Raw genomic sequence first — 13,536 nt, forward strand, 5'->3', positions numbered from 1 at the left:
GCTACTGACATGCCGCGCATCAGATCCGTTCGAAGATCGCCGCGATGCCTTGCCCGCCGCCGATACACATCGTGACCAGCGCATAACGCCCGCCGATCCGTTGCAGTTCGTACAGCGCCTTGACGGTGATGAGCGCGCCGGTCGCGCCGATCGGATGGCCGAGCGAAATGCCCGAGCCGTTCGGATTGACCTTGGCCGGATCGAAGCCCAGTTCCTTGCTGACCGCGCAGGCTTGCGCGGCGAACGCTTCGTTGGCCTCGATCACGTCGAGGTCGGCAACGGTCAGCCCGGCGCGTTCGAGCGCCTTGCGCGTGGCTGGGACCGGGCCGATGCCCATATACGCGGGATCGACGCCGGCATGCGCGTAAGACACCAGCCGCGCCAGCGGCTTGATGCCGCGCTGTTCGGCGACGCCGCGCTCCATCAGCACGACGGCCGCGGCGGCGTCGTTGATGCCCGACGCGTTGCCGGCTGTAACCGTGCCGTTTTCCTTCGCGAACACCGGCTTGAGCTTCGAGAAGTCTTCCGCCGATGCGTTCATGCGCGCGTGCTCGTCCGTGTCGAATACGACGTCGCCTTTCTTCGACGGGATCGTGATCGGCAGGATCTGTTGCTTGAAGTAGCCGCTCGTGATCGCGTTGGCCGCGCGGCGATGCGATTCGAGGGCGAGCGCGTCCTGCGTTTCGCGCGAGATGTCGTATTTGCGCGCGACGTTCTCGGCGGTCACGCCCATATGGATCGACTGGAACGGGTCGTTCAGCGCGCCGACCATCATGTCGACGAGGCGCGCGTCGCCCATGCGCTGACCAAAGCGCGCGGCCGGCATGGAGAAAGGCGCGCGGCTCATGTTTTCCGCGCCGCCGCCGATCGCGATATCGGCGTCGCCGAGCAGCACGCTTTGTGCGGCCGAAACGATGGCCTGCAGGCCGGAGCCGCACAAACGGTTCACGGTCAACGCCGGCGCATGTTGCGCGACGCCGCCGTTGATCGCGGCCACACGCGCCAGGTACATGTCTTTCGGTTCGGTATGCACGACGTTGCCGAACACCACGTGGCCGATTTCGTCGCCCGATACGTTGGCGCGCGCGAGCACTTCACGCACGACGCGTGCGCCGAGATCAGTCGGCGAAAAATCCTTCAGACTGCCGCCGAAACCGCCGATTGCCGTACGCACACCGCTTACCACTACTACGTCCCGTTGCATCGCTCGCTCCTCTTCCAGTCTCTAAGATGATCTTGCCTCGGCGGGCCGCGCTCCATAGCGCGCATGTTCAGTCCGCCAGAAGTTGTTCGACTGTCGCGCGCGACGGAATCGGCGCCACTGCGCCGTAACCTTGCGTGGACAGCGCCGCGGCGACGTTCGCATAACGCGCCGCTGCGAATGGATCGTCACCCGCGACGATGCGCGCGATGAACGCGCCACCGAAGCAGTCGCCCGCGCCAGTTGCATCGACGGCATTGACGACGTGGCCCGGCACGACGCGCCGCTCGTTCGGTGTCGCGATATACGAGCCCTCTTTGCCGAGCTTCAGCGCAACGACGCTCGGACCGTGCGACAGCAGGAAATCGACAATCTCATCACGGCCAGTCAAGCCGGTGAGGTCGGTGACGTCGTCCCAGCTTGGCAGGCAGATGTCCGTCTGGCGGATGGCTTCGAGCATCACCGCGCGCGCCCGCGCGAGTGGCCACAGCTTCAGACGCAGATTGGTGTCGAAGCTCACGCGAACGCCGTTGGCGCGCGCATGCGCGATCGCTTCCAGCGCCGCATCGCAAGCGCTCAGGCTGATCGCGAGGCTGATGCCGGACAGATGAATCACCTTGGCCGCGGCGATCGCATCAAGCGGCAGATCGTGCGGCGCATAGCGGCTCGCGGCCGAGCCGGCGCGCAGATAGTCGAACGCGTGGCCATTCGGACCGTGCGACACGAAATAGACGCCAGTGGGCGCCTGCGGATCGACGCGCACCAGCGACGTGTCCACCTGTTCACGTTCCCACAGATCGACCAGCAAACGCCCGAAGTGATCCGCGCCGACCGCGGACACGAAACCAGTCTGCGCGCCTTGACGTGCGGCCGCGATACAGAAGTTCGAGGTATCGCCGCCGAAGCCTTGCAGATAGTTCGGCTGGTCTTTCGCCGACTGGTTGAATTCGATCATCGCCTCGCCGAGCGCGAGGATCTCGGGGTGCCGGGCTTGCGGCACTGCGGCCGTGCTCACCGTCATCGATTAAACCTCGCCCCACAGGTCGTGACCGTCGGCGCCGGTGATCTTCACCGACACGAAATCCCCGACCTTGTAGCGTTTGGACGCCTTGACGGCCGGCGCGATATACACGACGCCGTCGATCTCCGGCGCGTCAGCCGCGGTGCGGCCGATGCCGCCGTCCGCGTTGATCTCGTCGACCAGCACCTTCAGCGTCTTGCCGACCTTCTTCGCGATACGCTTGGCCGATACTTCTTCGGCGACTTCCATGAAACGCGCGCGGCGCTCTTCGCGCACTTCGTCGGGCAATGCGCCGTCGAGTTCGTTGGCCGTCGCGCCTTCGACCGGCGAATAGGCAAAGCAGCCGACGCGATCCAGTTCCGCCTCGCGGATGAAATCGAGCAGCGTCTGGAACTGCTCTTCGGTCTCACCGGGGAAGCCGGCGATGAACGTGCTGCGAATAGTCAGATCCGGGCACATCTCGCGCCATTTCTTCACGCGCTCCATCACCTTCTCGGCGTTGGCCGGGCGCTTCATGCGCTTCAACACTTCCGGATGCGCGTGCTGGAACGGCACGTCGAGATACGGCAGCACGTGGCCTTTGTACGGACCTTCGGCCATCATCGGAATGACTTCGTCGACGCTCGGATACGGATACACGTAATGCAGACGCACCCACGCGCCGTATTGCGCGGCGAGTTCGCCGAGCGCGCCGACCAGATCGGTCATGCGCGTCTTGATCGGCTTGCCGTTCCAGAAACCCGTGCGGTATTTGACGTCGACGCCATAGGCGCTCGTGTCCTGCGAAATCACCAGCAGTTCCTTCACGCCCGACTTGAAGAGATTCTCCGCTTCGAGCATCACGTCGGCGACGGGACGCGACACGAGGTCGCCGCGCATGGACGGGATGATGCAGAACGTGCAGCGGTGATTGCAGCCTTCGGAAATCTTCAGGTACGCGTAATGACGCGGCGTGAGCTTCACGCCCGCAGCCGGCACCAGGTCGACGAACGGATCGTGCGGCTTCGGCAGATGGGTATGCACATGCTGCATCACTTCGCCCAGCGCGTGCGGGCCGGTCACGGCCAGCACCTTCGGATGCACTTCTTCGATCAGCCCCGAGCCGCTCGCGCTCTTCTTGGCGCCGAGACACCCGGTCACGATCACCTTGCCATTTTCGTTGAGCGCTTCGCCGATCGCGTCGAGACTTTCCTGCACTGCTTCGTCGATGAAGCCGCAGGTGTTGACGACCACGAGGTCCGCGCCGTCGTACGTGCCGGAAATCTCGTAACCTTCGGCGCGCAGTTGGGTGATGATCTGCTCGGAATCGACCAGGGCTTTCGGGCAGCCGAGCGACACAAAGCCGACCTTCGGCGTGGCAGTCGGGGCAATCGGGAGAGTGGCAGACATGGGGACCGCTTGAAGACGTTAAACCCTGAATTGTAGCGGTTCGCCAAGGCTGCCGCTCGTAAGTCTTTGAATATTCGCCCTCAAACGACTGCGGCGTCCGCCGGGTCGAGTCGGCCGACGCGAGCGGATTGATGTGTCGCCATTAATTGACCGACGCTCAAAGCGCGTTCGATCACTTGCAGGATTTCGTGCGAATCATGCACTCTGCGGATCGCCGCATGCAGCTCGGCCGCCTGCGACCAGGTGCGCTGCAGGTAGCTGAGCCACTTTTTGACGCGTCCGTGCTCGTGCCGGGAGCCGACACGGGCCTGCAATTTCCGCAGATAATCGGCGATGTGGCCAAGCACGTGCTGCCATTCCCCGGCGGATGGGGAGCGGTCCATCAGTCCGCGTATCCTCAGCGCCAGGAAAGGGTCCGATACGGCGCCGCGCCCGATCATCACGTCCGCGCAACCGCTGACCGCGCGGCAGCGCTCCCAGTCGGCCACCGTCCAGACTTCTCCATTCGCGACGACAGGCACGTCCACGGCGGCATCGATACGCGCGATCCACTCCCAATGCGCGGGCGGCCGGTAGCCGTGATCGCGCGTTCTTGCATGCACGACGAGCGAGGCCGCGCCGCCTTCCGCCAGCGCCGTGGCGCAATCGATCGCCAGCGAGGTGTCGGACACGCCGAGGCGCATTTTTGCCGTCACGGCGATGCCGACAGGCACAGCGGCGCGAACGGCGGACACGATACGGTTGAGTTGTTCAGGGTCGGCCAGCAGCATGGCTCCGCCGCCGTGCTGATTCACGACCTTGGCGGGACATCCGAAGTTCAGGTCGATTCCATGTGGCGACAAGGTGGCCGCGTGGGCGGCATTCAGGGCCATCCATTCGGGATCGCTGCCGAGCAGTTGGATCACCATCGGCGTGCCGCTGGGAGTGTGGGCTCCATCGAGCACTTCGGGCGCTTCGCGCTCGTAGACGCGGCTCGGAAGCAGGGAGCCCGTCACGCGGACGAACTCGGACACGCATCCGTCGAATCCGCCGATGCCGGTCAGCACGTCGCGCAATACGTAGTCCGCGAGGCCTTCCATCGGCGCGAGATAGAGCCGGCTCATGCAGGAATGGGCGCCGAGAGGTGGCGCTTTCCCTGAGGATAGGTGGGACATCCATGAAACATGCGATCGGCCGTCGGAATGGGGTTGGAGTTGGCGGCCAGAGCGCCCTCTCCGAGGAAAATGCCCCACACACGCAGGTGGCGATTGTACCGCGTCGGCACCAACCGGCCGCCGCCGAGCCACCTGGCCCCAACGCAAAGGCTGAGCTGCCGACGCGTCAGGGCTCCGGGGCCGTGCCCCGGCGGCGCCCAACGCCGGGAAACCCCGCTCGCCCGAACGCCCTTGCCGCCCTTACTTCTTCTCCGGCTCCGGATTGACTTCCGGATTACTTTGCGGATTGGCCGGCGCATTCCCGGGATTGGCCGCGTTGACCGCACCACCCGGTGTAAACGGGAACGTGGCGAACATCGACTTCGCCTGGTTCTGCATCTGCTCCTGCATCTGCACGAACATGTTCTTCGACTGCTCGATATAGCTGGTCATCATGCCCTGCATCATCGGCGCCTGCATGTTCATGAACTGCGACCAGACCTCGGGGTTCATGGCCTTGCCTTCGTACAGATTCTTCGACTGGTCGGCGAGCTTCGCCTGAATGTCGATGAAGGCCTGGATGTTCTTTTCCAAGTACGTGCCCATCATGCCCTGCATGGCATGACCGTAGAAACGGATGATCTGCGAGAGCATCGACGACGAGAACATCGGCAAGCCGCCGCTCTCCTCCTCGAGAATGATCTGCAACAGGATGGCGCGCGTCAGATCCTCGTTGCTCTTCGCATCGATGACCTTGAAATCCTCCTGATCCAACACGAGCTGTTTGACGTCCGTCAGCGTGATGTACGTGCTTGTCTCGGTATCGTAGAGCCGACGATTCGGATATTTCTTGATCAGTCGTTCGGCTGTTTTCTTTGTAGTAGTGGTCATGTAACGCCTTTGAGCGCAAGTTGAGCGCGGAAACGGCGTCATGCGGCTGCGCAATCGGGCTATTGCGCAGTCGAGACGCCGCCGAACCATCTGAGCCGAAGCGCGCTGCCTTGTGAGCGGCGCGCCGCTGACTCAGCCCATATGCAAACCGCCATTCAGCGAAAAATCAGCGCCCGTGGAGAAACCCGATTCATCCGATGCCAGCCATGCCACGATCGAGCCGATTTCGTCCGGCTGGCCGAGACGGCGCACCGGAATCGTCGCGACGATCTTTTCCAGCACGTCGGGGCGGATCGACTTGACCATATCGGTGCCGATGTAGCCCGGCGACACGGTGTTGACCGTCACGCCCTTGGTGGCCACTTCCTGCGCCAGCGACATCGTGAAGCCGTGAATGCCGGCCTTCGCGGTCGAGTAGTTGGTCTGGCCGAACTGGCCCTTCTGGCCGTTCACCGACGAAATGTTGATGATGCGGCCAAAGCCACGCTCGACCATGCCGTCGATCACCTGCTTGGTGACGTTGAAGAGGCTGGTCAGGTTGGTGTCGATCACCGCCGTCCAGTCTTCGTGCGTCATCTTGCGGAACACGACGTCGCGCGTAATGCCGGCATTGTTCACCAGCACGTCGATCTCGCCGACTTCGGCCTTGACCTTGTCGAACGCGGTCTTGGTCGATTCCCAATCGCCGACATTGCCTTCTGACGCGACGAAATCGAAGCCCAGGGCCTTTTGCTCTTCGAGCCACTTCACGCGGCGCGGCGAGTTCGGGCCGCAGCCCGCGACGACCCTGAAGCCCTCTTTGTGCAGCCGCTGGCAAATGCTCGTGCCGATGCCACCCATCCCGCCCGTTACGTACGCAATTCGCTGTGTCATAAACTACACTCCGTTATCGTTTTCGAGGCGCCGACTGGCTGCCTCTTCCCTCGCCTGTGCTTCATCTCCGCTGCCGCCGGGCGACCGGCTGACGAGGCCTCCGCTGACCGCGCGCCACAGCGCGCGACAACGTTCCGTTGGACGCGTGGCCGACGCCCGCGGCGCCCGCCACGCGCCCTTGCTCAGGCGCGCTCGAGCGCCAGCGCCACACCCATGCCACCGCCGATACACAGCGACGCCAGACCCTTCTTCGCATCGCGCTTCTGCATTTCGTGCAGCAGCGTGACGAGAATCCGGCAGCCGGATGCGCCGATCGGGTGACCGATTGCAATTGCGCCACCGTTCACGTTGATCTTCGACGTGTCCCAGCCCATCTGCTGATTCACGGCGCACGCCTGTGCGGCAAACGCTTCGTTGATTTCCATCAGGTCCAGATCGGCCGGCGTCCAGCCCGCGCGTTCGAGACAGCGGCGCGAGGCCGGCACCGGGCCCATGCCCATCACCTTCGGATCCAGACCCGAAGTGGCGTACGCCTTGATGCGCGCGAGCGGCTTGAGGCCGAGCGCTTCGGCCTTCTTCGCCGACATCACCAGCACCGCCGCCGCGCCGTCGTTCAGACCCGACGCATTGGCCGCCGTCACCGAGCCTTCCTTCGAGAACGCCGGCTTCAGGCCCGCCAACGCTTCGGCCGTCACGCCATGACGCACGAACTCGTCGGTGGCAAAACGTAGCGGTTCGCCCTTGCGCTGCGGAATTTCGACGGGCACGATTTCGTCGTCGAAACGGCCCGACTTTTGCGCGGCTTCCGCCTTGTTCTGCGACAACGCAGCGAACGCGTCCTGCTGCTCGCGCGTGATGCCGTATTCCTTGGCGACGTTCTCCGCCGTCACGCCCATGTGGTACTGGTTGTAGACGTCCCACAGGCCGTCGACGATCATCGAGTCGATCAGCTTTGCGTCGCCCATGCGGAACCCGTCGCGCGAGCCCGGCAGCACGTGCGGCGCCGCGCTCATGTTCTCCTGACCGCCGGCCACCACGATATCCGCGTCACCCGCGATGATGGCGTTGGCCGCGAGCATCACGGCCTTCAGACCCGAGCCGCACACCACGTTGATCGTCATGCCGGGCACAGCCGCGGGCAAGCCCGCCTTGATCAGCGACTGACGCGCCGGATTCTGGCCCGACCCTGCCGTCAGCACCTGACCCAGGATCACTTCGCTCACCTGCTCGGGCTTCAAGCCAGCCCGCTCGAGTACGGCGCGAATCACCGTGGCGCCGAGTTCGGGCGCGGCGATCTTCGCCAGCGACCCACCGAATTTGCCTACTGCCGTACGGGCGGCCGATACGATCACAACATCAGTCATTTCCATATCCTCCGGGCGGTCGGCCGCATGCGCCGCTGCCCGTCAAGTTAAAAATCTCGTTGCTCTTAATCACGCCCTAACTCAATCAGACGCTCATTCACACCGCAAACAACCGCGCCATGAAAGCGCGCTCGAACCTACTCTCGTTGCCGCACATAACGCCCCGGCGCCGGTTCGATCACCGGGAAGTCAGCCGAGCCGGCCGTGGCGCGCGGCTTCACCTTCTTGCCACCGTACTGATCGAGCCAGGTGGTCCATTCGGGCCACCAGCTGCCAGGGACTTCGGTAGCCTGATCGAGCCATTCTTCCGGGTTCTCCGGCAGCGTCTTGACGTCGCCGTCCAGCATCCAGAAATTGCGCTTTTTCTTCGCCGGCGGATTGATCACACCGGCGATGTGACCGGAGGCGCCGAGCACGAACTTCAACGGCCCGTTGAGGAGCGGCACCGACGCGTACGCCGTTTGCCACGGCACGATATGGTCTTCGCGTGAACCGTAGATGAAGGTGGGCACATCGATCTTCGAGAGATCGATCGGCTCGCCGCACGTGGTCAATGCACCCGGCTCGCGCAGACGATTCTCGAGATACGTGTTGCGCAGATACCAGACGTACATCGGGCCCGGCAGGCTGGTCGAGTCGCTGTTCCAGTACAGCAGGTCGAACGGCACCGGCGTGCGCCCTTTGAGGTAATTGTCGACGACGTAGTTCCACACCAGATCGTTCGGGCGCAGGAACGAGAACGTGTTGGCGAACTCGATGCCGCGCATCAGCCCCGGCGGCGTACCGTTCTTGCCGCCGATGGTCTGCTCGCGCATCTGCACGTGCGCCTCGTCGACGAACACGTCGAGCACGCCCGTGTCCGAAAAATCGAGCATGGCGGTAAGCAGCGTCATGGAGGCGGCCGGATGTTCGCCGCGCGCGGCGGCCACCGCCAGCGCCGCGGCGAGCATCGTGCCGCCGACGCAGAAGCCAAGCGTATTGATCTGCTCGCGCCCACTGATCTTGCTCACCGTATCGATGGCGGTGAGCACGCCCTCGCCGATGTAGTCGTCCCACGTTTTATGCGCGATCGATTGATCGGCATTGCGCCACGAAATCAGGAACACCTGGTGCCCCGAATCGAGCCCGTGAGCGACCAGCGAATTCTCCGGCTGCAGATCGAGAATGTAGAACTTGTTGATGCAAGGCGGCACGATGAGAAGCGGCCGCTCGCGCACGGTCGCCGTGCGCGGCTTGTACTGGATCACCTGCATCAGGTCGTTTTCGAACACGACCGAGCCTTCGGTGTTCGCGAGATTTTCACCGACCACGAAACCCGATTCGTCGGTCTGCGAGATCTTGCCGCGCTGCAAGTCGCCGAGCAGGTTCATCACACCCTGGCGCAGGCTCTCGCCCTTGCTGTCCAGCAAGGTCTTTTGGGCTTCCGGATTCAACGCGAAGAAGTTGCTCGGCGAGGCCGCCGCGGTCCACTGCTGGACAGCGAAACGGATGCGCTCGCGAACCTTGGGTTCCGTGTCGAGCGCGTCGACCATTTCCTGCAGATAGCGCGCGTTCAACAGATACCACGCGGCGGTGAATGCATAGGCCGGCGCCGAACTCCATGCGTCGGAGCTGAAGCGGCGGTCTTTGAGTTGGGGCGCCTGAGTCGCGGACGTGGTGGCTTGCTGGATCAGATCCATTGCCTCGCGCGAATAGTCAGCCTGCAGTTTCTGTAGACGCCCGGAGGGAATGGCCGCGCTCGGTATGCTCAGACCGGCGAAGGACGGCATGCCGGGCATCGATCCCGCCGCCAGTTTGCTGAAGTCCGGCATGCCGGGAAACGACGGCATCTGAGGGAAACCCTGCGGCAGACTCATTTGAGGCATTTGCAGCGGCATCTGAGGCATCGCGAAAGGCATGCCGCTACCGCCAGGCGATGTGCCGAGCGAACGCCATGCGTTCATCCAGGCGTCGAGAAACTGCTGCATGCCTGCGGCCGGTGTTGCACCGCTCGTACCGGCCTGCTGCGTGTGCTCCGTCGAGGAGTCCGTGCTGGGGGAAGCTGAGGAATGTGAAGCTGCCATACCTGCTTTTGACCGGTAAGTCCTTGCGGACGGGTTGAGAGGCAGGTTCGTGCGCACGTGAGCAAATGCTCGCGACCTCGTCACGCCCTGTCCCTTGTACGAGGAGCCGTGAGGAACATTCTTGCTCCCCATCGCAAGGCATGTCAATGCTTGTTCCCGATTTTGCCGCAGTGCGATAGTTTTTTAATTATCGTTTTCCCTGTGTAGAAGAACGCGCTTTTGGAACCTGCGTGATTCGAGACGCACGCGAACGAAAAAAGCTCCCAAATTGCATGGGCTTATGTGCATTTATCCGTTCGCGGGCGGACAGTTTTGGCGGCAGATTTACGCCAGCGTCGGGAATTCCGGCAGCGCAGCAAAAACGCCTGCGCTTCTCCGAACAAACCCTCATACGTGTGTTCGTGGGCAAGGGGCATGCGAGCCGTGGCAATGCTCAGACAAGCATGCCCGCATGCAGGACGTCTCGCCATGTGGACGTCGTGATGCGGGCACACGTGCCTTGGATTCCGCAGAAAATGGCCGCGCGCGATGCGCGTTGCAAGCTAGTCCGCGATCGACTGCGCCTGATCGTCCAGCCAGATCAACGCGGCCATGCGGCCGGTCTCGCGATCGCGGCGATAGGAATAGAAACGCTCACGTTGCGTGACCGTGCAGAGATCGCCACCGACAATGCGCGTCACGCCGAGCCGTTGCAGACGCAAACGCGCCAGCGCCGGGAGATCGGCGAGATATTTGCCTGGATTGTGCGGATGCTCGACGAAGGCGTTCGCAGTCGCATCGCGTTGTGCGACGCCGACGCCGTTCGTGAAGGCGTCACGCACGTCTGCACCGACTTCAAAGGCATCAGGACCGATCGACGGACCGAGATAAGCGTGCAGTGCGCCCGCCTCCACGCCGGCAAGTTCGGCGACGCGCTGCGCCGTCTGTTCGACGATGCCCGCCGCCAGCCCGCGCCACCCCGCGTGCGCCGCGCCGACCGCGCGGCCGGCTTCGTCGCAGAACAGCACCGGCATGCAATCGGCCACCATCACGACGCACACGGTGCCGGGACGATCCGTGACGCTGGCATCGGCGCGCGTCGGCGTGCCGTTCGCATGCGCCTGTGCAAGCACGTCTTCCGCTCGCACGATGCCGGCGCCGTGAATCTGCTCGAGCCACGCGGCCTCGCTCACGCCGGCCAGCTTCAGCAAACGCGCGCGGTTGGCCGCGACCGCGGCCAGATCGTCGCCGGATTTCATGCCCAGATTCAGGCCGCCAGGCAAGTCCACGCCGTTCTGCCAGCGGCCGAACGGCGCTTCGCTCACGCCGCCGTCACGCGTGGTGACGAGCGCACGCACGCGCGGCGAGACATTCCATGCGGGTTGCACGACATCGGCAAAGCTCAGCTCGGGCACATTCATGCGTGATCGTCCTCGTCGTGTTTATCGGCTTCGTCGTCGGCTTCGTCGTGTTCGACTGCGCCGTCTTCATCGGCGTCCTCGTCGAGCGACGCATCGTAGTCGTCTTCCTCGTAGTACGTCTCGTCGAACTCGCCCGCGTCGTCGCGGCCGAGGCCGAGCGCCGCCGACAGCGCTTCCATGTCGGCCGGCACATCGGCGCGCCATTGCATCGTGCGGCCGGTCTGCGGATGAATCAGACCGAGGCGCCATGCATGCAAAGCCTGGCGCGCGAACCCATCAGGCAGCGGCGTGACGGAACGCTTGCCACGGGCGCGCCCGTACACCGGGTCGCCGAGCAGCGGATGACCGATGTGCGCGCAATGGACGCGAATCTGATGGGTGCGCCCGGTTTCCAGATCGCAATGAATCGCGGTGACCGGCTGACGCTGCCAGATCGCCGAATCGACACGCCGGAAATGCGTGCGCGCCGGCTTGCCCGAGGCGCTCGTCACCACCGCCATGCGCGTGCGTTCGCGCGGATCGCGGCCGATCGGGGCGTCGATCGTGCCTTCTTCGGGCATGTTGCCCCACACCAGCGCGAGATAGCGGCGCTTCACCGTGCGCGCCTGCAACTGCCGCACGAGGTCGGTCTGCGCCTCGAGTGTGCGCGCCACCACCATCAGGCCGGAGGTTTCCTTGTCGAGCCGGTGCACGATGCCCGCGCGCGGCAGGCCCGCCGCCGCGTCGCCATAGCGATACAGCAAACCGTTGAGCACGGTGCCGCTCCAGTTGCCGGCCGCCGGATGCACCACCATGCCGGCCGGCTTGTTGATGACCACCAGGGTGTCGTCTTCATAGACGATTTCGAGCGGCACCGGCTCCGGCGTGAACGCGAGCTGCTCCGGCAGCAGATCGGGCACGAGCTCGATGGTCGCGCCGAGCGGCACCGGCTGGCGGATTTTCGCGGGCTTGCAGTCGATCCGCACGCGCTCAGCCTCGATCCAGCTCTGCAGACGGTTGCGCGAGAACTCGGGAAAAACCCGCGCGAGCACCTTGTCGAGACGTTCGCCGGCCATCTCGTCGGGCACCACGACGCTGCGCGGCGTCTCGTCCGCCACGCGGCTCGCCACGGTCGGCACGTGGCTGGGCAGAACGGCGGCGCCGAGCGCGTCGCTGCCGAGATCGTCGTCGAGGGAATCAACGCCCAACGCGTCGGAGGGGTCAGCGCTTACGCTATAATCTTTGTTGCTATTCCCGGCGCCGGTTGCGGCGCCTGGAGTATTTGAGCGGGTCATTGAGTCTGGGTCACCTGGACGTAAAGCTAGACTGGAAAATGCGAGCCTTGAACACCATCACTAAAGCGGCGATCAATTTGGCGGCCATCAAGAAGGCGGCCCGGAAAGTGGCCGGATACATTGCGTGCGCCGCAGCCGTCGCCGTTGTCGCGGCTTGCCACGGCCTGCCGGAAAAGACCGACGAGACGGCAACGTGGAACAACAACAAATTATATACGGAGGCGAACGACGCCCTGAGCGGTGGTGACTTCGGCAAGTGCGCCAAGTACTTCGAAATGCTCGAAGGTCGCGATCCGTTCGGCCACTTCGCCCAGCAGGCGCAGATCAACGTCGCGTACTGCAACTGGAAAGACAACGAAAACGCCGCCGCCGACCAGGCTATCGACCGCTTCATCCAGCTGCACCCGGATCATCCGGACATCGCTTATGCGTACTACCTGAAGGGCATGATCCACTTCAACGACGACCTCGGTCTGTTCGGCCGCTTCTCCGGCCAGGACATGAGCGAGCGCGATCCGAAGTCGCTGCGCGAGTCGTACGACGCCTTCAAGGTCGTGGTGGACAAGTATCCGAACAGCAAGTATGCGCCGGACGCCGCGCAGCGCATGCGCTATATCGTCAACGCGCTGGCGTCGCACGAAGTCCACGCGGCGGATTACTACTACCGCCGTGGCGCCTATGTCGCCGCGATCAACCGCGCACAACTGGCGCTTACGCAATACAAGAACGCACCGGCTATCGAAGACGCACTGCACATCATGATGCTGTCGTATGAGAAGCTGAACCAGCCGCAACTGGCCGACGACACGAAGCGCGTGCTGGCCGGCACCTTCCCCGACAGCCCGTACATCACGGGGCATGCAAGGCCGGGTAAGGAAAAGTCGTGGTGGCAGTTCTAAGCCACGCGACTCGCTGAAAATCAGCCGG

The 13,536-nt window shown here is 63.8% G+C and carries 11 protein-coding genes; 1 reads left to right on the forward strand and 10 read right to left on the reverse strand.

Features of this window, described 5'->3' with window-relative positions; all coding sequences use genetic code 11:
• Positions 1–19: 19 nt before the first annotated feature.
• The 10 genes from bktB to P0D73_RS04040 all read right to left on the reverse strand — a co-directional run bounded on the left by bktB (position 20) and on the right by P0D73_RS04040 (position 12,609).
• On the reverse strand, positions 20–1,204 hold the full coding sequence (bktB, locus tag P0D73_RS03995) for a beta-ketothiolase BktB (protein WP_408429878.1): 1,185 nt from the start codon (positions 1,202–1,204) through the stop codon (positions 20–22).
• Positions 1,205–1,271: 67 nt separating this feature from the next.
• Positions 1,272–2,222 (reverse strand): sugar kinase, encoded by a 951-nt coding sequence (locus P0D73_RS04000; RefSeq protein WP_408429881.1) that lies wholly within the window; start codon positions 2,220–2,222, stop codon positions 1,272–1,274.
• Between the two features lie 3 nt (positions 2,223–2,225).
• On the reverse strand, positions 2,226–3,611 hold the full coding sequence (gene rimO / locus P0D73_RS04005) for a 30S ribosomal protein S12 methylthiotransferase RimO (protein ID WP_408429884.1): 1,386 nt from the start codon (positions 3,609–3,611) through the stop codon (positions 2,226–2,228).
• Positions 3,612–3,691: 80 nt separating this feature from the next.
• Positions 3,692–4,714, reverse strand: a complete 1,023-nt coding sequence (locus P0D73_RS04010) for a tRNA dihydrouridine synthase (protein WP_408429887.1) — start codon at positions 4,712–4,714, stop codon at positions 3,692–3,694.
• Between the two features lie 291 nt (positions 4,715–5,005).
• Complete coding sequence (gene phaR / locus P0D73_RS04015) at positions 5,006–5,635, reverse strand: polyhydroxyalkanoate synthesis repressor PhaR (protein WP_132374758.1); 630 nt, start codon at positions 5,633–5,635, stop codon at positions 5,006–5,008.
• Between the two features lie 132 nt (positions 5,636–5,767).
• The gene (locus tag P0D73_RS04020) at positions 5,768–6,508 is read right to left on the reverse strand and encodes a 3-ketoacyl-ACP reductase (RefSeq protein WP_408175557.1); all 741 of its coding nucleotides are present in this window, start codon (positions 6,506–6,508) and stop codon (positions 5,768–5,770) included.
• Between the two features lie 182 nt (positions 6,509–6,690).
• On the reverse strand, positions 6,691–7,872 hold the full coding sequence (locus tag P0D73_RS04025) for an acetyl-CoA C-acetyltransferase (RefSeq protein WP_408175559.1): 1,182 nt from the start codon (positions 7,870–7,872) through the stop codon (positions 6,691–6,693).
• Between the two features lie 137 nt (positions 7,873–8,009).
• Positions 8,010–9,839, reverse strand: a complete 1,830-nt coding sequence (phaC, locus tag P0D73_RS04030; RefSeq protein ID WP_408430250.1) for a class I poly(R)-hydroxyalkanoic acid synthase — start codon at positions 9,837–9,839, stop codon at positions 8,010–8,012.
• A gap of 638 nt (positions 9,840–10,477) precedes the next feature.
• Positions 10,478–11,335 (reverse strand): peptidoglycan editing factor PgeF, encoded by an 858-nt coding sequence (gene pgeF / locus P0D73_RS04035; RefSeq protein WP_408429890.1) that lies wholly within the window; start codon positions 11,333–11,335, stop codon positions 10,478–10,480.
• On the reverse strand, positions 11,332–12,609 hold the full coding sequence (locus P0D73_RS04040; RefSeq protein ID WP_408429893.1) for an RluA family pseudouridine synthase: 1,278 nt from the start codon (positions 12,607–12,609) through the stop codon (positions 11,332–11,334). Before P0D73_RS04040 ends, pgeF begins: the two co-directional genes overlap by 4 nt.
• Before the next feature lie 38 nt (positions 12,610–12,647).
• On the opposite strand from P0D73_RS04040, the gene P0D73_RS04045 reads away from it, so the two are divergent.
• Positions 12,648–13,508 carry an outer membrane protein assembly factor BamD gene (locus P0D73_RS04045; protein ID WP_132374763.1) on the forward strand — a complete coding sequence of 287 codons (861 nt, stop codon included), beginning with the start codon at positions 12,648–12,650 and terminating at the stop codon, positions 13,506–13,508.
• Positions 13,509–13,536: the final 28 nt, after the last annotated feature.

The sequence above is a fragment of the Paraburkholderia sp. RL18-101-BIB-B genome, from assembly GCF_046026985.1.
Lineage (GTDB): Bacteria > Pseudomonadota > Gammaproteobacteria > Burkholderiales > Burkholderiaceae > Paraburkholderia.